The sequence below is a fragment of the Variovorax sp. AC194 genome (genome assembly GCF_979257995.1).
Genome location: NZ_OZ409823.1, coordinates 3,339,056 through 3,360,299, shown reverse-complemented (window position 1 = coordinate 3,360,299; position 21,244 = coordinate 3,339,056). Strand labels below are relative to the sequence as shown.

The 21,244-nt window shown below is 70.1% G+C and carries 21 protein-coding genes; 3 read left to right on the top strand and 18 right to left on the bottom strand.

Annotation, left to right across the window (positions count from 1 at the left end):
• Window positions 1–51: 51 nt before the first annotated feature.
• Window positions 52–930 carry an alpha/beta hydrolase gene (locus ACZYRS_RS16100; RefSeq protein ID WP_198787532.1) on the bottom strand — a complete coding sequence of 293 codons (879 nt, stop codon included), beginning with the start codon at window positions 928–930 and terminating at the stop codon, window positions 52–54.
• 181 nt (window positions 931–1,111) lie between these two features.
• On the opposite strand from ACZYRS_RS16100, the gene ACZYRS_RS16095 reads away from it, so the two are divergent.
• A complete protein-coding gene (locus tag ACZYRS_RS16095) occupies window positions 1,112–2,026 on the top strand; it encodes a LysR family transcriptional regulator (protein WP_198787531.1) in 915 nt (304 codons plus the stop codon).
• Window positions 2,027–2,068: 42 nt separating this feature from the next.
• On the opposite strand, the gene ACZYRS_RS16090 is transcribed toward ACZYRS_RS16095, so the two are convergent.
• Together ACZYRS_RS16090 and ACZYRS_RS16085 are read right to left on the bottom strand one after the other, a co-directional pair.
• Complete coding sequence (locus ACZYRS_RS16090; protein WP_463420046.1) at window positions 2,069–2,545, bottom strand: OsmC family protein; 477 nt, start codon at window positions 2,543–2,545, stop codon at window positions 2,069–2,071.
• 30 nt (window positions 2,546–2,575) lie between these two features.
• Window positions 2,576–3,418 carry a helix-turn-helix domain-containing protein gene (locus ACZYRS_RS16085; protein WP_463420045.1) on the bottom strand — a complete coding sequence of 281 codons (843 nt, stop codon included), beginning with the start codon at window positions 3,416–3,418 and terminating at the stop codon, window positions 2,576–2,578.
• A gap of 119 nt (window positions 3,419–3,537) precedes the next feature.
• Here ACZYRS_RS16085 and ACZYRS_RS16080 point away from each other — a divergent pair, with 119 nt between their 5' ends.
• On the top strand, window positions 3,538–4,521 hold the full coding sequence (locus ACZYRS_RS16080; RefSeq protein WP_463420044.1) for a Bug family tripartite tricarboxylate transporter substrate binding protein: 984 nt from the start codon (window positions 3,538–3,540) through the stop codon (window positions 4,519–4,521).
• 5 nt (window positions 4,522–4,526) lie between these two features.
• The gene (locus tag ACZYRS_RS16075) at window positions 4,527–5,372 is read left to right on the top strand and encodes a PhzF family phenazine biosynthesis protein (RefSeq protein WP_463420043.1); all 846 of its coding nucleotides are present in this window, start codon (window positions 4,527–4,529) and stop codon (window positions 5,370–5,372) included.
• Window positions 5,373–5,375: 3 nt separating this feature from the next.
• Here the strand turns inward: ACZYRS_RS16075 and ACZYRS_RS16070 are convergent, their stop codons facing one another.
• From ACZYRS_RS16070 to ACZYRS_RS16000, 15 genes are read right to left on the bottom strand one after another with little or no spacing between them, the layout of a single operon-like run.
• On the bottom strand, window positions 5,376–6,104 hold the full coding sequence (locus ACZYRS_RS16070; protein WP_463420042.1) for an LrgB family protein: 729 nt from the start codon (window positions 6,102–6,104) through the stop codon (window positions 5,376–5,378).
• Entirely contained in the window at window positions 6,101–6,454 is a 354-nt protein-coding gene (locus tag ACZYRS_RS16065) for a CidA/LrgA family protein (protein ID WP_198787525.1), read from the bottom strand. Before ACZYRS_RS16065 ends, ACZYRS_RS16070 begins: the two co-directional genes overlap by 4 nt.
• Window positions 6,455–6,458: 4 nt before the next feature.
• Entirely contained in the window at window positions 6,459–7,469 is a 1,011-nt protein-coding gene (locus tag ACZYRS_RS16060) for an aminotransferase class I/II-fold pyridoxal phosphate-dependent enzyme (RefSeq protein WP_463420041.1), read from the bottom strand.
• Window positions 7,466–8,443, bottom strand: coding sequence for an adenosylcobinamide-phosphate synthase CbiB (gene cbiB / locus ACZYRS_RS16055; protein WP_463420040.1), 978 nt, complete (start codon window positions 8,441–8,443; stop codon window positions 7,466–7,468). Before cbiB ends, ACZYRS_RS16060 begins: the two co-directional genes overlap by 4 nt.
• 21 nt (window positions 8,444–8,464) lie before the next feature.
• Window positions 8,465–12,481 carry a cobaltochelatase subunit CobN gene (gene cobN / locus ACZYRS_RS16050; RefSeq protein ID WP_463420039.1) on the bottom strand — a complete coding sequence of 1,339 codons (4,017 nt, stop codon included), beginning with the start codon at window positions 12,479–12,481 and terminating at the stop codon, window positions 8,465–8,467.
• Window positions 12,478–12,834, bottom strand: a complete 357-nt coding sequence (locus ACZYRS_RS16045) for a DUF2149 domain-containing protein (protein ID WP_463420038.1) — start codon at window positions 12,832–12,834, stop codon at window positions 12,478–12,480. Before ACZYRS_RS16045 ends, cobN begins: the two co-directional genes overlap by 4 nt.
• Entirely contained in the window at window positions 12,831–13,304 is a 474-nt protein-coding gene (locus ACZYRS_RS16040) for a MotA/TolQ/ExbB proton channel family protein (RefSeq protein WP_198787520.1), read from the bottom strand. Before ACZYRS_RS16040 ends, ACZYRS_RS16045 begins: the two co-directional genes overlap by 4 nt.
• The gene (bluB, locus tag ACZYRS_RS16035) at window positions 13,304–13,999 is read right to left on the bottom strand and encodes a 5,6-dimethylbenzimidazole synthase (protein WP_463420037.1); all 696 of its coding nucleotides are present in this window, start codon (window positions 13,997–13,999) and stop codon (window positions 13,304–13,306) included. Before bluB ends, ACZYRS_RS16040 begins: the two co-directional genes overlap by 1 nt.
• 5 nt (window positions 14,000–14,004) lie before the next feature.
• Window positions 14,005–14,574, bottom strand: a complete 570-nt coding sequence (gene cobO / locus ACZYRS_RS16030; protein ID WP_013541785.1) for a cob(I)yrinic acid a,c-diamide adenosyltransferase — start codon at window positions 14,572–14,574, stop codon at window positions 14,005–14,007.
• Window positions 14,575–14,583: 9 nt separating this feature from the next.
• Entirely contained in the window at window positions 14,584–15,357 is a 774-nt protein-coding gene (locus ACZYRS_RS16025; RefSeq protein ID WP_463420036.1) for an ABC transporter ATP-binding protein, read from the bottom strand.
• Complete coding sequence (locus ACZYRS_RS16020) at window positions 15,354–16,364, bottom strand: FecCD family ABC transporter permease (protein WP_198787584.1); 1,011 nt, start codon at window positions 16,362–16,364, stop codon at window positions 15,354–15,356. The genes ACZYRS_RS16025 and ACZYRS_RS16020 overlap by 4 nt, the downstream gene beginning before the upstream one ends.
• A gap of 26 nt (window positions 16,365–16,390) precedes the next feature.
• The gene (locus ACZYRS_RS16015; RefSeq protein ID WP_463420035.1) at window positions 16,391–17,260 is read right to left on the bottom strand and encodes an ABC transporter substrate-binding protein; all 870 of its coding nucleotides are present in this window, start codon (window positions 17,258–17,260) and stop codon (window positions 16,391–16,393) included.
• Window positions 17,260–17,835 (bottom strand): bifunctional adenosylcobinamide kinase/adenosylcobinamide-phosphate guanylyltransferase, encoded by a 576-nt coding sequence (locus ACZYRS_RS16010; protein ID WP_463420034.1) that lies wholly within the window; start codon window positions 17,833–17,835, stop codon window positions 17,260–17,262. Before ACZYRS_RS16010 ends, ACZYRS_RS16015 begins: the two co-directional genes overlap by 1 nt.
• Window positions 17,825–19,246 (bottom strand): cobyrinate a,c-diamide synthase, encoded by a 1,422-nt coding sequence (locus ACZYRS_RS16005; protein ID WP_463420033.1) that lies wholly within the window; start codon window positions 19,244–19,246, stop codon window positions 17,825–17,827. The genes ACZYRS_RS16010 and ACZYRS_RS16005 overlap by 11 nt, the downstream gene beginning before the upstream one ends.
• The gene (locus ACZYRS_RS16000; protein ID WP_463420032.1) at window positions 19,231–21,165 is read right to left on the bottom strand and encodes a TonB-dependent receptor domain-containing protein; all 1,935 of its coding nucleotides are present in this window, start codon (window positions 21,163–21,165) and stop codon (window positions 19,231–19,233) included. Before ACZYRS_RS16000 ends, ACZYRS_RS16005 begins: the two co-directional genes overlap by 16 nt.
• Between the last annotated feature and the right edge of the window lie 79 nt (window positions 21,166–21,244).

Here is a 21,244-nt window from a genome sequence, read left to right as displayed (position 1 = left end):
GCCTCGAGGGGAGGCGGCGGCTGTCAGTGGGCGGTGCTGACTCTTGCGGGTCTAGCTGGGCTCGGGCGCCGCCGGAGGTGGCGGCGTCGTGGCGCTGAAGAACTCGCGAAAGTGCTGCTGCACGTTGGCCGCGCAGTCCCGACAACCCTCGTTGTCAGGGTCGTACAGCGCCTTGGGCCAGTTCGCCGCGCCGGGCAGCACGCTGCTGGTGACCTCGATGCCGGCCGCACGCAGGCGCCCCGCGAAGGTCATGGCCTCGTCGCGCATCGCGTCGTCCTGCCCCACCAGCACCAGCGCAGGTGCCAGGGCGGAGAGGCGCAGCGACCCGCTCGGCACCGCATAGGGGTGCGTCGCGTTCGACGGGCAGCTCAGGTACTTTTCCCAGCCGCTGGCCCAGCGGCATTCGGGGGCGTCGTTGGTGGCCTTGCGCAGCGACGCGGTGCCTGCGCACGGGTCGAGCATCGGCGACAGCAAAATCTGGCCTGCCAGCGGCGGATGGGCCCGGTCTCGGGCGATCAGCGCCACGGCGGCAGCCAGGTTGCCACCGGCTTCCTCGCCGGCCAGATAGACCAGCGCGCCCTTGCCGCCCAGCTTGGTGCGCTGCTTGTAGAGCCATTCGAGCGCGGCATAGCCGACCTCGATGGGCTCCGGAAACGGCACCAGCGGATAGGCCAGCGACACCACCACGGCGCCCGAGCCGGCCAAAAGCCGCGCCACGTTGCGCCCGTTGTCCAGGCCGCCGCACACGAAGGTGCCGCCATGGAAATGCAGCACCAGCGGCGCCGTGTCGCCCTTGGCGCGCTGTCCGTAGATACGGGCGGCCACCGGTTCGCGACCGGGCAGCTCGATCGACAGATCGGCTTCCACGCCTTGCACCGCAGCGGCTGCGGCGGCGGCTTCGGCAGAACGGGACGATGGAACGGGTGACATGGGCGACCTCAGGGGAATGGGCGATGGTTGAAATATAAGGCGCCGTGTGTGACATGAAACAGGCAAGCTGACCCCACTCTGTTTCCAAACGGCTAACAATCCGTATGCCACGGGGGGTTGGTCGCCTTGTGTGAGAATCCGCCTCCCTCCGGCGTGGGCCGGGCACCAGAACAGGCATTCGATGGATCAAATCCAGGCCATGCGCATCTTCGTCCGCGTCGTGGAGGCCGGCACTTTCACCCGGGCCGCGGACTCGCTCGCCCTGCCCAAGGGCACGGTCACCAAGCAGATCCAGGCGCTGGAATCGCGCCTGCGCGTGAAGCTCTTGAACCGCACCACGCGCCGCGTGACGGTCACGCCCGACGGCGCCGCGTACTTCGAGCGCGCCGCGCGCCTCCTGAACGACTTCGACGACATGGAGGCCAGCATGACCAATGCGCAGGCCAGCCCCACGGGGCGGCTGCGCATCGACGTCGGCACCTCGGTCGCCCGGCAGATCATCCTGCCCAACCTGGCCAGCTTTTGCGACCGCTACCCCGACATCCAGGTCGACCTGGGCGTGAGCGACCGCACGGTCGACCTGATCAGCGACAACGTCGACTGCGTGATCCGCGCCGGCGAACTGAGCGACCAGTCGCTGGTGGCCCGCCGCATCGGCACCCTGCACTTCGTGACGGTGGCCTCGCCCGCGTACATCAAGCGCTACGGCGCGCCGCAGCATCCGAACGACATCGAGAAGCGCCACACGGTGGTGAGCTATTTCTCAGGCACCACGCGGCGCATCTACCCGCACGAGTTCCACAAGGGCGACGAGCGCATCGAGCTGAACGGGCCGTACCGGGTGTCGGTGAACGAGAGCAACGCGCACATCGCGGCGGTGCTCGGCGGCTTCGGTATTTCGCAGTGCATCACGTTCATGGCGGAGCCGCATCTGGAAAGCGGGGAGCTGGTCGAAGTGCTGGCCGACTGGAGCCGCGATCCGCTGCCGATTCACGTGGTGTATCCGCCGAACCGGCATTTGAGTGCGAAAGTGCGGGCGTTTGTGGATTGGGCGGCGGAGTTGTTTGCGAAGAATCCGCGGTTGCAGCGGCGGTGACTTGACCGGTGGCCCGGCCAGCTCCGGATTTTCGGCGTTAACTCACCCGCCCGCGCCGTACACCGGCTCGCAGCGCACATCCGTCTTCACCGAGTTCGCAATGAAGCACTCCTCGTGCGCCCGGTGGTGCATGTGCGCGATCTGCTCGCGCGTGGGCAGGTTCTCTCCCGAGAACGTGACCTCGGGCCGCAGCGTGACGACGGTCATGGCCATCTTGCCGTCCGCGTTCTTTTCCATGACGCCGCTCGCCGCATCGAAGTAGCGGTCAACGCAGAACTTGCGCTTCACCGCCATCGTGAGGAACCAGAGCATGTGGCAGCTCGACAGCGATGCGACGAAGGCTTCTTCCGGATCGACGGCCGATGCATCGGAAAAAGGCAGCGGCACCACGTGCGGCGACGACGAGCCCGCCCACTCCGCGCCGCCGTCGAAGCGCAACGAGTGCCTGCGGCTGTAGGTGTTGGCCAGGAAGTCCTGCTCGCCTCGTTGCCACAGCACTTCTGCGGTGTATTCGGACATGGTCGTCGTTCTCCGTGATGGGTTGTGGGGTCAGCTTCTGGTTGGCGCCGAAGCGCGGATCTGCGCGGCCGTCACGGACCAGGCCTTGCCGAGCATGCGCGAGAGATAAGAGCCCGACTCCCATCCCACTTGCTGCGCGACCGAAAGCACCGAATCGTCGGTGCGCTCGAGCAGGTAACGCGCGCGCTCCAGGCGCTTGCGCTGCTGGAATTCGAGCGGCGACATCTCGAACGCGGTCTTGAAGATCCGCTCGACCTGCCGCCGCGACATACGGTGCCGCTCGGCGAACGCATCGAGCGAGAGCGCTCGCGCGAGGTCGGCCTCGATGTCGTCCGCCAGCAGCGCCGCAAGCACCTGCGCGGGCGCGCCGCGGTCGTTCGGCTGCACGAGGGGATGCGCCGTGAGCCGCGCCGCCTCCATGACGAGCGCGCCGCAATGCGCGACGACGCGCTCCTCGGTCTCGCCCGACTGCGCCAGCGACAGCATCTGCTGCGACAGCGCCGTGAGCGCGGCGCTGCCCGCGCGCATGCCCTGCTGCGGCTGCCGCACGCCCTGGGCGCGCAACGCCATTTCCCAGAACTCGGAATCGACGTACACCGCGACATGCGTCTGCCGCAAGGTCTGCGCGCTCGTTGCATGGGCCGCGCCTGCGGCGAACCAGAGGAAGTGACCGGGGGACGACTGCAGCGCGTCGCCCTGCGCATCGACGATGTCGAAGCGGCCCGCGAGCGGCACGAAGAGCATGTCGCAATCGTGCGCATGCGTGCTGGTCGCGTAGCCCTCGCGCGCGTTCGCCACCATCGTCGCCTTGTGGGCGAGCCGGTCGATGAACGGCGAAATCCGCAGGCCGGGCTGGGCGTCTTTCGGTGGCATGCGGGGGATTGTCGCCAATGTCGCTTTCGTGCGCGAGGGTGTCGCGATCCGGCGCACCCCGAGGAGCGCCTTCGACAAGACTAGTCCGCATCCCACCGTCGATCCTGCAAGGAAGCTTCATGAACCCCTCGTCCCTCGTGCGCGCCAGCCTTCGCCTGGCCGCGGCCGGTGTGCTGGCAGCCGCAGCGGCCACGCACGCCGCCCACGCCGCCTACCCGGCCAAGCCCGTGACCATCGTCGTGCCCTTCCCCGCGGGCGGCGGCACCGACGTGATCTTTCGCGCGGTGCAGGTCAAGCTGCAGGCCGAGCTGGGCGTGCCGGTGATCATCGACAACCGGGCCGGCGCGGGCGGCACCGTCGGCACGGGCTATGCGGCCAAGGCGGCGCCCGACGGCTACACGCTGGTCGCCGCGACGACCACCACCATCGCCTCGGCGCAGGCCGTGTACCCCAAGCTGCCCTACGACCCGCTGGCGGACCTCGCGCCGGTCGGCACGCTCGGCACCACGCCCTTCGTGCTGGTGGTGTCGCCGGAACTGCCGGCGCAGAACCTGGCCGAGTTCATCCGCTACGCCAAGGCCAAGCCCGGCGCGCTCAACTACGGCAGCATCGGCAACGGCACCGCGAGCCACCTGGCAGCCGAGCTCTTCAAGCAGCGCACCGGCATCGAGATGACGCACATCCCCTACCGCGGCGCGGCGCCCGCGCAGACCGACCTGATGGCCGGCCAGGTGCAGGCGCTGTTCGACAACCCCGTCGCGCTCGCGCCGCAAGTGCGCGCCTCGCGCATGCGGGCGCTGGCGATCAGCCAGCCCTCGGCGGTGTTTCCCGAGCTGCCGACCTTCGAGGCCTCGGGCATCAAGGACTTCAAGCCCGAGCTTTGGTACGGACTCATGGCGCCCGCGGCCACGCCCAAGGACGTGCTGCAGCGCCTGCGCACGGCCCTGGACAAGGTGCTGCAGGACCGCAACCTGCGCGCCGACATGCTCGCCAAGGGCGTCGCGCCGCAAAGCCTGAGCCCGGAGGCGTTCGCGCAGAAGATCCGCGCCGACATCGCGCTGTGGGGCGGCATCGCCCGCGCGGTCAACGCCAAGGCGGACTGATGGCGATGACCACGCAGCTCGTTCGCGTCTTCGCCCTCTCCGGCGCCGACACCGGCGGCAACCCCGCGCCCGTATGGCTCGATGCCGACGACATGACCTCCGCGCAGATGCAGGAGCACACGCGCCTGAGCGGTCACGAGTCGGTGTTCGCGCTGATGCCGTCGAGCGCCGATCACCGGTTCCGCATGCGCTACTTCGTGCCGCGCCACGAAATGGAAATGTGCGGCCACGCGACCATCGGCGCGCTGTGGCTGCTGCACGAGCGCGGCCTCTGGAGCGGCGCGCCGGTGCGCATCGAGACCTTGAGCGGAACGGTCGAAGGGCGCCATGTGCAGGGCACGGTCGAGATCAGCCAGCCGCGCGCGCAGGTGCAGGTCGTGGGCGATGCGCTGGTGCAGGAGATTGCGCGCTGCCTCGGCGTGGAGCTGCGGCAGATCGTCGGCCAAGTGCTCAACTCGGCGACGAGCCGCGTGAAGACGCTGATCCGGCTCGAAAGCCTCGAGGCGCTGCACACATTGCGCGTGGACCTGGGCAGCGTCGAGGCGCTGTGCAACCGGCTTGGCTCGACCGGGCTCTATCCCTTTGCGCTCGCCGACAGCACGGGCCCGGTCGTCAGCGCGCGGCAGTTCCCGCGCTCGTCGGGTTACCCGGAAGATGCGGCCACCGGCATCGCCGCGGCGGCGCTCGCCTGGGGCCTGCGCGAACAGTCGCTGGCGGGCGATGCGGCGACGCTCGTGACGGTCAGGCAGGGAGAGGCGATGGGCTCGCCTTCGCTGATCGGCGTGCGGCTTCCCGCGCGCGGCGAAGAAGCGCAAGGCTGCTGGCTGCGCGGCGAAGCGCGGGCGATGTGAGCGTCAGGCGCCCAGCAGCTTGACCAGCAGCGGCACCAGCAGCGCCGTCGCGATGCCATTCAGCCCCATCGCAAGCGCAGAGAACGCGCCCGCGGTTTCGTTCACCTGGATGGCCCGCGCGGTGCCGATGCCATGCGCCGCCATGCCGACCGCGAAGCCGCGCACCGCGGGCTCCTTGATGCGCAGCAGGTTCAAGAGACCGGTCGCCATGATCGCGCCCGAGATGCCGGCGACAGCGGCGGCAACCGCTGCCAGCGACGGCAAACCGCCGATCTTTTCTGCCACGCCCATCGCGATGGGCATCGTGGCCGACTTCGATGCGAGCGACATGATGAGCTCGTGCGATCCGCCCAGCGCCCACGCGATGCCGATGGCCGAGACGATGGCCGCCACCGACCCCATCAGCAGCGCCACGCCGATCGGCAGCCACAGCCTGCGCAGCCGCGCGATCTGCCCATAGAGCGGTACGGCCAGCGCCACGGTCGCCGGGCCGATCAGGAAGTGCACGAACTTCGCGCCTTCGAAATAGGTGTCGTAGGGCGTGCGCGTGAGGAGCAGCACGGTGACGATGACCACGACGGAAATCAGCACCGGATTGACCATCGGGTTCGCGCCGCTGCGCCGGTGCAGCCACAGCGCACCGAGGTACGCGAGCAGCGTGAGCGAGAGCCACAGCAGCGGCGACTGCGCGAGAAAGACCCAGACCTCGGAGAGCTTGGCGGGGGCGCTCATTCGGCGTTCTTTCCGGTGATGCGGATCATCCAGCGGAAGGTGAGCGCGGTGACGGTCATGGTGAAGGCCGCACCGACGATGCCGGCCGCCAGGAAGGGCAGCCACTCGCGCCCCACCCGCTCGAAATGCAGCATGACGCCGGTCACGGCCGGAATGAACAGCAGCATCAGGTTGCGCAGCAGGTGGCCCGAGGTGTCGGCCAGCGCCTGCGGCACGCCGCCGCGCACGAGCAGCGCGATGAAGAGCAGCACCATGCCGATCAGCGGCCCCGGAATCGGCAGGCCCAGCCACTGCACGAGCAGTTCGCCGGCCAATTGGCAAAGGAAAAGCGAGGTGATGGCGTAGAGCATGGTTTCAATCTTCGGTGCAAGCGGCGGCGCGTGTCCAGGCTTGCTTGAGCGCCTGCTGGCTCTGCGGCGGCAGCACGCCCAGGCGCACGTGGCCCGGCAGGCCGAAGGAGGCGCAGTCGCGCAGCTTGATGCCGTCGGCGCGCAAGGCGGTTGCCAACGGGGGGTACGGGATGTCGGTGCGGGCGCAGAAGAAATTGGCGTCGCTGGGAAGGCACTGCCAGCCGAGCGATTCGCAGAGCGCGCGCTGCTGCGACTTCCAGGTGCGCAGGGTCTGCAGGCTCCGGGCGAGCCAGGCTTGCGCCTGGTCGCCTGTCCAGGTCTCGAGCAGCGCCACGCCGTGCGTGCCGAGCGGCCATGACGGGGCGAGTTGTTCGAGGCGCTGCATCAGCGGCGCGGCGGCCGCGTCGTCGGGCGCGATCGCGTAAGCGGCACGAATGCCGGTGAGGCCCATGGCTTTGTTCGGCGTCCACAGTTGCCAGACGCGGTCGCGCTGTGCGGCATCGAGCGAAGCACGGCCTTCGAGGCGCAACGGCGCGTAGGCCATGTCGAGCACGCAGGTGCTGCTGGCTTGCGCATGCAGCGCGAGATCGGCTTGCGCCTGCCCCAGCGGGCTCGACGGCTCGCAGCACCAACGCAGCGCCGCGCCATCGTGCGGCGCGGGCGCGCGCGATACGTCCAGGCCCCAGGCTTGCGCGGCGCGCTCGTAGTCGCCATAGCTGTGCGCGGGCAGCCAGACCTTCCGGCCTCCGTCGCGTGAGACAGCGGCGCTGATGCGGTGGATGAATTCGCTCGCGCTCGCCGCGATCACGATGCGTCCGGCATCCACGCCATGAAAGGCCGCGAGCCGTTCGCGCAGCGCCGTGTAGCGCGGATCGGGATAGTGCGTCGCGTCGGCCGCGCGCACCGCGGCCACTGCCGCCGGGCACGCGCCCACGGCGTTGCCGTTCGTCGAAAAGTCATGTGGCGCAGCACCGGTCTCGTCGGGGCCGCCGTGGAGAAGCGGGGCGATGCTCATGGCCACCTCACCCATGCCGCGATGCCCGCGATCGCCAGCGATGCGCACACGGCCGCCGCCAGCACCGCCCTGCCCGCCAGCACCGCCGTGCGCTGCGTGTCGTCCGTGGCGGCGCGCCGCGCCTCGGCATTCAGTGCGTAAACGCCCGGCTTGGCCAGTCGCACGCCGAGCAACAGCGCCATCGCCGCCATCGGCCAGCCGCTGTTGGGCGATGGCGTGCGGCGCGCTTCCTCGCCTAGGCCTCCTGGCCATTGCCACGCGGCAAGCGCCAGCAGCAGCGCGGTGAGGCGCGCCGGCACCCAGGAGAGCACGTCGTCCGCGCGCGCCGCCCATTTGCCGAGCCATGTCCAATCCAGACCCTTGCGCTCGCCGCGATAGCCCCACATCGCATCGGCCGTGTTCGCGAAACGGTAGAGCGCCGCGCCCGGCAGGCCGAGCAGCACGAACCAGAACAGCGGCGCCACCAGCGAATCGTTGAGGTTCTCGGCCAGCGACTCGATCGCGCTCTCGCGCACCTCGCGCTCGCCGAGCTGGGCGACGTCGCGGCTCACGAGCCGGGCCAACTGCGCGCGGCCTGCGTCGAGCGAAACGGCCAGCGCCGCTTCGACCGCGAGCACTTCGTCGCGCAGCATCCGCCATGCGAAGAGCGGCTTGAGCAGCAGCCCCAGCAGCACGGCCGCGGCCCATGCGGGCAGGTGCAGCGTGACGAGCGATTGCAGCAGCAGCGCCACGCCCCAGACCGCCATGCCGCCGAGGCACCACGTCAACGCGCCGATGAAGAAGCGCGGCAGGTCGCGCGCCTTGGCCTGCCATGCCTTGGGCGCGATGCGCGAGCCGATCCAGCCGAGGTAGGCGCCCATCCACACCACCGGATGCAAACGTGCCGTGGGCTCGCCGAACCAGCGATCGATGGCCAGCGCGAGCCACAGCGCCGTGACGGCGATGAGGGCGTGAGTGAGGGAAAGGGCTGGCATCGGGGCCGTCATTCTCGCGAATCAGGCATGGGCCGGCGATGCCCTGCCGCGCCGCCACTGCGCCAGCGCGCCGAGTGCGACCAGCAAGGCGGCGCCGAGCGCGACCCAAAACCGCAGCGCGCTCGCCTCGGCCTTCGGCGGCGGCGCTTCGTCGGGCGTGGGTTCGAGCTTGAGGCCGGTCACGGGCTGCGTGCCTTCCTGCGCGGGAGCCTCCGCGGCCTTCTCGGATGTCGGCGCGACACTCGCTTCGACCGGCGCCACGGCCGGCGCCCTTCGCACCTCGACGGGCGCGGTAGCCCGCGGCGCCAGCTCGGCCTGCACGAAGCGCTGCACCCCGGCATTGCGCTCGCGCAGCCCGGTGGCGCGCACCGCCTCGTCGTAGGCCTTCGCGAGTTCACGCCGCGTCGCGGCATCGGGCTTCCAGTAGTCCAGCCGCACCGCATCGAGCATGCGCTCCAGCGTCTGCGCGAAGGCGGCGCGGTTGTCGTCCTCCAGCCATTCGCGCGTGCCGAGCTTGTACCGGTCGCGCACATACACGTCGTGCAGCGATTGCCACTGATCCTGCCGCACCGCCGCGGGCGCGGTGACCTGCCACCCCCAGAGGAACTGCGCGGTCTTGAGCACCTGCAGCGTGCCGCTGTAGCCCTCGGCTTTCTGCGCTTCGATCCATTGCGGGTGCAGGTAGCGCGTCTGCATCTCGCGCGCGATGGCGCCGGCGGCCGTGTCGGTGCGCACCGCGCCGCCGTCGCGCAGGTTCTGCACGTAGAGCGCCGGGTCCTTGCCGGTGAGCTGGCGCACAGCCTGCGCGATGCCGCCCAGGTACTGGAACGGATCGTCGTTGGTGAGCACGCCATAGAGATTCGACGTGCGCGTCATCAGCGCCGCATCGACCTGCGCGAGATTGTTCGCGTAGGCATCAGGGCGCGCCGCGCCGTCGAGTCCCTGGCCGTAGGCATGGCCCATTCGGTCCATGTAGAGCCGCGCCATCTGCGCATCGCCGCCGCCGCGCCGCTGCGAAGTCCACACATCGCTTGCGAGCGCGGCCTCTTCGAGCCCGGCGCCGTAGCTGCCCTGCTCGTTCGAGAACACGCGCGCGGTCGACCAGCGCCTGGCCTCGGCCGGCGTGGCGCCTTCCGCGCGCAGCTTGCGGGCCAGCGCCGCGCTGTGCTGCGCGACCGCATTGCCCGGTTCGTCCAGCGCCGCGACTTGCTGCACCGCCTCGTCGAGCCAGCGCATCACGTTCGGGAACTGGTCGCGGTACGAACCGGTGACGCTGACCAGCACATCCATGCGCGGCCGCTTCAACGCCGATGCGGGCAGCACTTCGATGCCGGCGATGCGCCCTGCCTCGTCCCAGCGTGGCTTCACGCCCATGGCGTAGAAGGCCTGGCTCTCCAGCACGCCCTGGTGGCGCGAGGCTTCACCCGCCCAGAGGGTGAAGGCGATCTTCTCGGGGAGCTTGCCGGCGTGGCCCTTGGCGTGTTCGGCGATCCATGCGTCCATCGCGGCGACGCCGATGTCCCACGCGGCGCGCGTCGGCACGCGGCTCGGGTCGAAGCCGTAGAGGTTGCGGCCGGTCGGCAGGCTGTCGGGGTTGCGCACGGGGTCGCCGCCGTAGCTGGCCTTGAGGTAGCAGCCGTCGAGCGCGGTGAGCAGGCCTTCGATTTCTTCGTTGTGCGCGAGTACGGTGTCGATCTTTTGCGCGCGCAGGGCCATGGTTCGCAGCGCCTTGGCATCCGCGCCCATTGCGCTCGCCGCATCGGCATCCTTGATCGCTACCTCGACCCAGCGTGCGAGGCGCGAAGCCGCGATGTTCTTCGCATCGACAAGGAAGGCCTCATCGACGTCTTCGCCCAGCGCTTCGGCCAAGGGCTTGCCAAGGATCTGCAGGATCGTCATGCGGCGACGCTCAGCATCGGGCGCCTGCCCGAAAGTGGCGAGGCCCAGCGGCTGCGCGGTCTGCGCGAGTTCATCGAGGTAGGGATGCAGCACCGCGATGAAGCCCGCGAAATCGGCGCGAATCCGCGCGGGCGTCCACTTCAGGTCGCGGTCGTAGTGCTGTTCGGTGAACTCCGCGGCGAGCTGCTTTTCCATCGCGCGCTTCACCGGCCCGGGCGACAGCGTCTCCCAATCGTGCATCCGCTCGTGCATCGCCTGCACGCCGGGGCGAAAGCCCGCGGGCGCGAACATCGGCGTCGAGTGGCTCACCATCGTCGCGCGGCCGCGGCGCTTCGCAGTGGTGGCTTCGCCGAGGTTGTCCATGATGTACGGGTAGACGTTGGGCAGGTCGCCGAGCGCCAGCAGCGGATCGTCCTGCACCGAGAGCCCGCGCTCCTTGCCGGCCGACCATTCGACCGTGCCGTGCGTGCCCACGTGCACGACCGCGCTCGCACCGAACTGCGTGCGCAGCCAGAGGTACGTCGCCAGATAGCCGTGGCTCAGCGGAATGGCCGAGCGGTGGTAGACCTGCTCGGCCTTGCCTGCCACCTGCGTGCCCGGCTCGAAGCGCGGTGGCTGGCGCAGCACGACGACATTGCCGAAGCGGACGCGCGGAATGACGAAGGCCGGCTCGCCCGCGACGGGCCGCAGCATGGTCGACTTCTCGGGCGGTCCCCAGTAGGTCTCGATGCGGCGCTGCGTCTCGGCAGGCAACGAACGAAACCACGCGACATAGCGCGCGAGTGGCAGCGAATCGGCCAGCCCCTTGCCGAGCAGCGGCTGCAACGCATCGCCGCCATCGACCGGGTAGTACGCCTTCATCGCCGCCTGCACCTGCGCGATGAGCGCGTCCGCGCCGGGTATCTCGGTGCGGTAGCCCGCCGACTGCATCGCCGCCAGCATGTTGTTCACGCTGCGCGGCACGTTGAGAAACGACGCACCGAAATTCGCCTCGCCCGGCGGGTAGTTGTAGACCAGCATTGCGACGCGCCGGTCCGCGGCCGGCGTGCGCTGCAGCCGCAGCAGCGCGGCCGCCTTGCCGGCCACCGCATCGATCTGCGCAGGCAGCGGCTGCAGCGTGCCGGCGGCGGCATCGCGCGCACTCACGAGCATCGGGTCGGTCATGCCGGCCAGCTCGCTCGGGCTGTAGTACGAGGCGATGTCGGTCTGCGCGAGGCCGTCCTTGCTGGCGGCCCACTGCGCGGCGTCCATGGCGAGCGACGGCAGCGTCTGGAGCACCGGCACGCCGATGCGCTCCAGTTCGGCCTTGCGCTCGTTCGGCGTGAAGACCAGCGAGGCGTTGACGATCACATCGGCCACGCGGTGCTCGTCCGCGCCGGCTGCGTGCGTCATGCGAAAGAACAGGTCCTTCTGCTGGCGCGGGCCGTAGAAGGCGTAGGCGCGCAGGCCGCGCTGTTCGAGCGCGGCGATCAGCGCGTCGAGCCAGCCGGTGTCGTCGCCTGTCACGGTGGCGCTGTTGATGGCGATGGCGACGGTTCCGCCGGTGCCAGGCAACTTGTCCACGGCCGCGATGTCGGGTTCGATGCGCGGCCAGCGCGGGTGATAGAAGCCCGAGAGCGGCGTCGGCACGGGGGGCGGCAGTCCGTTCACGTCGTCGATCTGCGCGAGCGCCTTCATCGCCGACTTCAGGTTGGCCGCGCCGGCGAACCGCCAGTACTCGCGCAGCCGCTGCGCCCAGGCCGCATCGACGCCGCGTTCGGCCGCGAGGGGCGCTGCACCGGAGGCCTGACCCTTCGCGACGAGCGCGAATTCGCCGATCAGCACATAGGGCACGGCGCTGCGCGAAATCACATCGCCGAAGCGCGCCGCCGCGGCTTGCGCCACGCTGATGTGCGGCGCATCGATCACCAGCAGCCGCGCGCCGTCAAGCGCCGCGGCGAGCGCTTCGGGCGAATCCTTGGCGGCCGACACCACCTGCAGCGGCAGCCCCACCTCGTGCGCCGCTTCCTGCAGCCGCACCACGCGCGCCGGCGACACCAGCGACGTGCTCAGCACCACGATGCGCGAAGGTTCGTCCGGCTCGGCTTGCGCGCAGAACGCCAGCGCCATCAACACGAGCCAGACGAAGACGCGCGTCACTTCCCGTCCTGCGCCGCAGGCACCGCATCCGCCGGCACATAGACCATCGTGCCGTCCTTCAGCCGCCACGCCGTACCAGCCTTCTCGCCGTCGCCCTGCCCCGTCGCGCCGCTGGCCTTGAAGCGCGTGATCTTCTGCCCTTCGCGCGTGATGATCTCCATGTCAGGCTTGCCTTCGTTGCGGATGACCGTGACCTTGTCCTGCGCAAACGGGTTCATCGGGTTGTTGATGACCGCGATCATCAGCATGCCGATCACCACCATGAACACGTCGATCAGGTTGATGGTCGAGAGCACCGGGTCGTCGTCATCCGTATCGAGGCTGCTCAGGATCGAGAACTGCCTGCGGCTCATGAGAGGCGATCCCGCGCATCGAGCACCGTCACCAGCTCGCGCATCAGCCAGCGGCGGCGCACGGTGTAGACCACGAAGGTGATCGAGGCCGAGGCGAGCGCCACGATCACCGCGGCGAACGCGGGCGCGAGGCTCTGCGCCACGCCCTGCGATTCGCCCGATGCAACGGCCACCAGCGCCGGCCCCATCGGGATCATCGTGGCGATCAGCCCGAGCATCGGCGCCACGCGGCTGCACAGGCGCACGCCTTCGAGGTGCTTGAGCACCACCAGCTCCATCTGCTCCTGGCTCGCGCCGAGGTGGCGCTGCAGCACCAATGCGCGCGACGGGTCGCGGCGGCGCTGCAGGTACTCGATGCCGAAGGCGCCGAGGCAATACACCGCGTAGACGAAGGACAGCAGCACGCCGAGCGTCACTGGCCAGAGGAACAGGCGCGCGAGCTCGAAGAGGACGGTATCGAAGGCCAGCATCAGGCGGGTTCCACGGCGGAGGGGGCGGAAGAAAACAGGTCCGACGGCTGGCCCCAGCATTCGTCGAACACCAGCGCCGAGAGCGGCTCGCGCCGCGCCCAGCGTTCGCGCTGCAGCATCGGCTCTTCGTAGAAATCGTGCACCGGGCCGAGGCACAGCAAGGCGATGGGCTCGGCGCCTTCGGGCAGGCCGAGCAAGGCGCTCAATTCGACCGGATCGAACAGCGACACCCACCCCATGCCCAGCCCTTCGGCGCGCGCCGCGAGCCAGAGGTTTTGGATCGCGCAGGAGGCCGAGGCCAGGTCCATCTGCGGCAGCGTGCGGCGGCCGAACACATGACGGTCGCGATCGTCCGCGAGCGACACGGCCAGCACCTCGGCCGCATCGAGCAGGCCCTGCACCTTCAGGCGCATGAATTCGTCTTCGCGCTCGCCGAGGGCGCGCGCCGTGAGCACGCGTTCGCGCTCGACCGCGTCGTGCATGCGCTGCCGCAACGCGGCGCCGCGAATGCGGATGAAGCGCCACGGCTGCATGAAGCCGACGCTGGGCGCCTGGTGCGCCGCTTCGAGCAACCGGCGCAGCACTTCGGGTGCGACCTCGCCGCCCGCGAAGTGCCGCATGTCGCGCCGCTCGCGGATGGCACGGTACACGGCCCTCGCCTCGTCGTCCGCGAAGGCGTGCTGCTGCTGCGCCATCGCGCTCAGTCCTCGATGCCGCGCTGCGCCGGGATGCCGGCCTTGAACGCATGCTTGACCATCGTCATCTCGGTCACGGTGTCGGCCAGCTCGATGATCTCGGGCGGGCAGCGCCGGCCGGTCAGCGCCACATGCACGTGCTTGGGCCGCGCGCGCAGCGTCTCGAGCACGCCTTCGAGCGGCAGCCAGCCGTAGATCAGCGGATAGGTGATCTCGTCGAGCACCACGAGGAAGAATTCGCCCGAGAGGATCGCCGCCTTCGCCTTCTCCCAGCCGTCCCGCGCGAGCTGCCCCGAGCGTTCGAGGTCCTGGCTCTTCCAGCTGAAGCCGTCGCCCAGCCCCTCGATCGGAATGCCGATCTGCTCGAACATGCGGTGCTCGCCGAAGCGCGCCGAAGGCACCTTCATGAACTGGTAGATCTTCACGGCCTTGCCGCGGCCGTGGGCGCGCAGCGCGAGGCCGAAGGCTGCCGTGCTCTTGCCCTTGCCGTCGCCGGTGTTGACGATGACGATGCCGCGGCGTTCGCCCTCGGGCTTTTCGTAGGGCTTTTCGCTGGGGGGAGTTTCGATCTGCATGTGTGTTCCTTATTTCGGCAGCGCGATCCACTGGTCCGCCACGCGGTGCACGCGGATGCGGTGGTCGAACACCTGTTCGAGCGCGGTGTGGGTGGCCGGGTCGTCGCAGCCGCCGTGGTGCACCACGCGGCCCTTGTCCATCACGACCATTTCGTCGGCGGCCAGTGCCATGGGCAGTTCGTGCAGCACGCTGACCACGGTGCGGCCCTCGGCCACGAGCGTGCGGGCGGTCTGCATCCAGTCGGCCTGGTGCGGCGGGTCGAGGTTGGCGAGCGGCTCGTCCATCAGCAGCACCTGGGCCTGGACCGCGAGCGCGCGGGCCAGCAGTACGCGCTGGCGCTCGCCGCCCGAGAGCTGGCCGAGCGGGCGGTCGCGCCAGTCCCAGGCCTGCGTGCTGCGCAGGGCCTGCTCCACCGCCTCGCGGTCGGCGGCGCTCGGCGCGGCGAGCCAGCGCTGGTGCGGCAAGCGGCCGAGCATCGCGACGTCGTAGACCATCAGGTCGTCGGCGCTCGCCTCGCCCGTGCCGCTCTGGCCGAGCCAGGACAGGCGCTGCGCGCGGATGCGGGCCGGGATCTTGCCCTCCGCCTCGCCGAAGAGCCGCACTTCGCCGCGGTGCGCGAGCAGGCCGGCGAGCGCCTTGAGCAGCGTGGACTTGCCCGCGCCGTTCGGGCCGACGATGCTGGTCCAGCGCGCGGACGAAAGTTCGAGATCGATGCCGTGCAGCACTTCGGTCGTGCCGAGCGTGGCGCTGATGCGGCGCGCTTCGATGGCGGGGCGGCTCACGACAAACCTCCACGCGCGCTGCGGCGATGCATGAGCCACAGCAGATAGCTGCCGCCGAGTACCGCAGTCAGCACGCCCACCGGCAGCTCCTGCGGTGCGATGAGCCAGCGCGCCAGCAAGTCGGCCGCCATCAGCAGCAGGCCGCCCATCAAGGCCGCGAGCACGATCAGCCGCGCATGCGTGGTCTTGACCACCGAGCGCACGAGGTGCGGCGCCGCAAGGCCGACGAAGGCGATCAGGCCGGTCTGCGCGACGGCCGCGCCGGTGGCCAGCGCGAGCACCACGACCAGCGCGGCACGCATCGCGCCCAGCGGCAGGCCGAGGCTGCGTGCGGTCGCCTCGCCGAGCGCCAACCCGTCGAGCACCGGCGCGAGCGCCCAAGCCGCCAGCAGGCACACCGCGCAGACCGCGCCCATCACCGCGCAGGCGCTCCAGCCGACGAGGCCGGTGCTGCCGAGAATGAAGCCCTGGATGGCCTGCAGGATGTCGGCCGAGGCGATAGTGATCAGGTCCTTCGCGGCGCCGAGCACCACGCCGACGATCACGCCCGCGAGCAGGAGCCGCAGCGTCTGCTGCACGCCGCGCGCGAGCGTGAGCGTGAGCAGCACCGCGAGCACCGCGCCGACGAAGGCCGCGCCCGTGAGCCCGAGGCGCATCACCCATTGCGTGCTCGCAGCGGAGCCCCCGAACAGCATCAGCGCCACGGCCACGCCCAGCGAGGCGCCCGAGGCGCTGCCCAGCAGATAAGGGTCGGCCAGCGGATTGCGAAACAGCCCCTGCGCCACCGCGCCCGCCAGGCCGAGCAGCGCGCCCGCGAGCCACGCGCCGAGCGTGCGCGGCAGGCGGATGTCCCACACGATCTGCAGCGCCACCGGGTCGTGCCGCGCGGCCAGCAGGCTCTCGAAGCCGGTGCTGCCGATGCCCAGGCCGAACAGCAGCAGCGCGACGCCCAGCACCAGCAGTGCCGTGCCGAACACCACGACGCGGCGCAGGTGCGCGGTGTGCATGTGCGCGGTATGGATGTGCGCGGCGTTCACTGGCCCTTGTCCACCAGGCACTGCGCCATCAGGCGCGCGGCCTCGTCCATGCGCGGACCGGGCCGCACGAGCACATCGGATTGCAGCGCGTCGAAGCGGCAGATGCGCCCTTCCCGCACCGCGCGGATGCCGCCCCAGCCGGGCCGCTGCTCCAGCCCCTGCGCGCTGCGCACGCTGACCATGATGAGGTCGGGATTGGCGCGCACCACGTACTCGGGGTTGAGCTTGGGAAACGGCCCGAGCTTCGCGGGCACGATGTTCTTCATGCCCAGCCGCGTGAGCGTCTCGCCGATGAACGACGACTCGCCCGCCGCATACGGCGTGCTGTTGACCTCGAAGTACACGCGCTTGCCGCGCGCGCCCGCGGGCACCGACTGCGCCGCGGCCGAGACGCTCGCATCGATCACGCGCCACACGCGCGGCGCCTCATGCGTGCCCAGCACCTGGTCGAGCTTGTCGAGCACGCGCTGCACGTCGGCATGGCTCTTGGGTTCGAGCACCAGCACCTTCAGGCCCAGCGCCTCGAGCCGCTGCGTGACGCGCGACGACTTGGCCAGCAGCACCGCATCGGGCCGGAGCGCGACGATGGCTTCCACGTTGGGCTCGATGCCGCCGCCCATCTGCGGCAACGCGCGCACCGCGGCCGGCGAGTTGGAATAGTTGTCCACGCCCACCAGCCGCTCGCAGGCGCCCAGCGCGCAGACGGATTCGGTGAGCGACGGCAACAGCGAGACGATGCGCTGCGGCGGCTGCGGCAGGCTCACGGTGGTGCCGCGTTCGTCGACCACATCGAAGGCGTGCGCCGCGAGTGCGCAGAGCGACAGGCCGATGGCGACGGCGAGCGATGAAAGCAGGCGCAGCTTCATCAGGCGGGCGCCTTCAGGCTCAGCGGCAGGCCGGCCGCCATGAGCGTCACGCGGCTGCAGGCGGCGGCCACGTCCTGGTTCAGGCGCCCGAGCGCATCGACGAACGCACGCGTCTCGCGGCCGAGCGGAATCACGCCCAGGCCGATTTCATTACCCACCAGCACCACCGGCCCGCGCGCCTCGCGCAGTGCGATCTGCAGCATGGTGGCATGCGCCGCGGGCGTGCGCGTCACCGGCCGCGCGGCTTCGCAGCGCATCGGCATCAGCAAGTTGGTGAGCCAGAGCGTGAGGCAGTCGACCACCACCAGCGTCTCGGGTGCGCTCTGCGTGACGATGGCGCGCGCGAGCTCGACCGGCTCCTCGATGGTGCGCATGCCGGGCACGCGCTCGGCGCGGTCGGCCTGGTGGCGCACGATGCGCTCGAGCATTTCGTCGTCGTAAGCCTGGGCGGTGGCGATCAGCACGGCACGGTGGCTGCCGGGCGCAGCGGCGAGCCAGTCGATGGCGCGCTGCTCGGCGCGGCGCGACTTGCCGCTCTTCTGGCCACCGAGGATGAATTCGTGCTCAACGCTCATCGATCTCTTCCTTTGCTGCGTCGTTGTCCAGCGCGATCGGCATGGCGCCGAAGAGCCGCGCCGTGGCCTCGGGGCTGGAGGCGAACCATGCGTGGAAATAGCTGGCCCGCACCGGGCCATGCACATAGAAGGCCTCGCCGCCGCGCGCGCCGACGGGCTGCGTGGCGCCGGGCCGCGCGGTGTGGGCGGAAGGCACGAGCGGCGTTTCGCAGCGCGAATAGTGGAACGTGTGGCCGCGCAGGGTGTGGCTTCCAAGTTCAAGCTGTTGCGGTCCGAGGCCGGCGAGGCGCTTCTGCATCGTCACGCGGCCGGGGAGCAGGCCCCAGAGGCGGTGGACGTGCTGCGGCTCTGCATCGGCGTGCGTGGCCAGTTCATCGAACAGCGCCATCATGCCGCCGCACTCGGCCCAGATGGGCTTGCCTGCTTCGGCATGCGCGGCCAGCGAGGCACGCATCGACTCGTTCGCCGACAGGGCTTCGGCATGCAGTTCGGGATAGCCGCCTGGCAGCCAGACTGCATCGCACACCGGCAAGGCATCGCCCGCGAGCGGCGAGAAAAAAGTGAGCCGCGCACCGAGTGCCGAGAGCACATCGAGGTTGGCGGGATAGATGAAGGAGAACGCCGCGTCGCGCGCGATGGCGATCGCGCGGCCCTTCAGCAATTGCGTAGCGGCTGTGTCTTGCGTCGATGCGGCATCGAAGCGCACCTGCGGCAGTTGCGAGACTGGCAACTGGCCCAGCGGCGTTTCGGCCAGCACATCGGCCGCCGCATCGAGCCGCGCCATCGCGTCGTCGATTTCGCCCGCGCCCACAAGGCCCAGATGGCGCTCGGGCAACGCGAACCGCGCGTCGCGCGGCAAGGCGCCCATCCATTGCGAAGGCTCCCGCAGCGCGTCCTTCAGCATGCCCGCGTGCCGCTCGCTCGCCACGCGATTGGCCAGCACGCCGGCCCACGGCAGGCCGGGCCTGAAGTTCTGCAATCCATAGGCCAGCGCCCCGAAGGTGCCGGCCATCGCATGCGCGTCGATCACCGCGAGCACCGGCAAGCCGAAGCGCTCCGCGAGATCGGCCGCGCTCGGCGTGCCGTCGAACAAGCCCATCACGCCTTCGACGATCACGAGATCGGCTTCGGCCGCCGCGGCATGCAGGCGCGCGCGGCAATCGGCCTCGCCCGTCATCCACAGGTCCAGCGAATGCACCGGCGCGCCGGTGGCGAGCGCCAGCCAGTGCGGGTCGAGAAAGTCCGGCCCGCACTTGAAGGCGCGCACCCGCCGGCCCTGGCGCGCATGCAGCCGCGCGAGCGCGGCGGCCACCGTCGTCTTGCCTTGCCCCGAGGCAGGCGCGGCGATCAGCACCGCAGCGCAGGTGGCTGCGGCGTGTCGTGGCGAGCGGTCGTTTACTGCGGTGTCCACTTGAGGCCGAGGTAGGCGCTGCGGCCCCCGTTGGCGTAGAGCCGTGCGAACTGGTAGTCCTTGTCGCCCACATTGTCGATGCGGGCGATGAGGTTCAGGTCGCGCGTGATCTGCGTGCTGGCCGACAGGTTCAGCAGCGTGTAGCCGCCCAGCTTGACGGTGTTGGCCGTGTCGTCGAAGCGCTGGCTGGAGGCCTGCACCTCGGCGCCCAGCGTCCAGCCGGCCACGCGCCAGTCGGCGCCCAGCGTGCCGTGGCGCTTGGCGCGGCGCGCGAGCAGGTTGCCGGTGTCGGCGTCCTTGGGGTCCTGCACGTCGAACGAGGCGCGCAACGTGACGTCGCCCAGGCGCTGGCTGGCCGAGAGCGTCGCGCCCTGCAGCGTGGCGCGGTTCACGTTGGTGTAGCAGCCGAACGCCGAGGCGCAGCCCTTGGCGGTACCGACGAAGTTGATCAGGTCGCGCACGCGGTTGCGGTACACCACGATGCCGGCGGTGGTGCCGTCCTTGGCGTAGTTCAGGCCCAGCTCGACGTTGCGGCTGTCCTCGGGCCTGAGCGTCGCGATGCCGTATTCGCTGAAGCGCTGGTAGAGCGTCGGCACGCGGAAGGCCGTGCCGGCCGACGCGGTGAAGCGCAGCGACGGCAGGATGGCGAAGCCGTAGGCGGCACTGCCGGTGGTCTTGCCGCCGAACTCGCTGTCCTTGTCGCGGCGCACGTGCAGCTGCAGCGAATGCGGGCCCTGCACGAAGCCGTAGCCGAGCGACAGGGCGTTCTGCGAGCGGTCTTGCGACAGGAGCTTGGCCGAGGTGGTGGGCGCGTTTTCCAGCGCGTCTTCGCGGCGCTCCAGCGTGGCGGTCACCAGGTGCGGGCCGAAGCGCAATTCGTTCTGGAACAGGTAGCCGCGCAGGTTGGTTTCGGTGCGATAGAACGAAGGCTGCGTCTTGTAGACCGACTGCGAGTCGGTCACCTGCACGCGGGTGCTGTAGATGTCGTTCCACTTGGCCGACCAGGTCAGGCCCGCGGTGCGCAGCGTGTTGGTCGAGACGTCGTTCTTGAAGAGGATCGGCGGCTTGGTCCGGAAGCTCACCGAGGGGTCGTAGCCGGCTTCGATGTTGCTCTGGAGCAAGGTGGCGTCGATGCGCTGGTCGGGCGTGATCTGGAAACCCAGCTTCAGGTTGCCCGACGTGCTGCGGTAGCCGTCGCGGTCGGGGCTGGTGAAGCCGTCCTTCGAAGGCGTGCGCTTGTCGGCGGGCTGCACGTTGAAGCCCTTGCTCTCTTCGTGCGCGACGCCGAACGAGTAGTCGAACAGGCCCGACTTGCCGCTCACGCCGCCCTCGATCTTGCGCAGGCCGTGGCTGCCGAAGCCGATGCCCGCGTAGGGCGAGACGCCCTCCTCGCCGCGCTTGGTGAAGAGCTGGATCACGCCGCCGATGGCGTCCGAGCCATACACCGCGGCGGCCGGGCCGCGCAGCACTTCGATGCGGTCGATCTGCGAGAGCGGAATGCTTTCCCAGCCGGCGCCGCCGGTGGTTTGCGAGTCGATGCGCACGCCATCCAAATAGACGGCGGTGAAGCGCGTTTCCGCGCCGCGGATGAAGAGGCTGGTGGTGTTGCCCACGCTGCCGTTGCGCGTGATCTCGATGCCCGGCTGGCGCGCCAGCACATCGGCCACGCCGGTCGCGCCGCTGCGCTCGATGGTCTCGCGGTCGATGATGGACACGTCGCCCACCAGGTCCGACAACGGCTGCGGCGTGCGGTTGGCGGTGACCACCGTCTGGGGCAGCGCGGGTGTTGCTTCCTGCGCGAGCACGGACAGCGGGATCAGCGCGAGGCCGCCGAAGGCCGAGGCCAGCGCGAGCGGCAGGCAGGCGAGAGAGCGGCGCGCAGGAGCGCGGCCGCGGGAAAGAGAAACGCAGGAAGTCATGGATCAGCCGAACGAACGTCAATGCCCCTGGCCGGCCTCCCCGCCGGCGCCTCGGGGCGCAATGACCGCCCCAGGCACG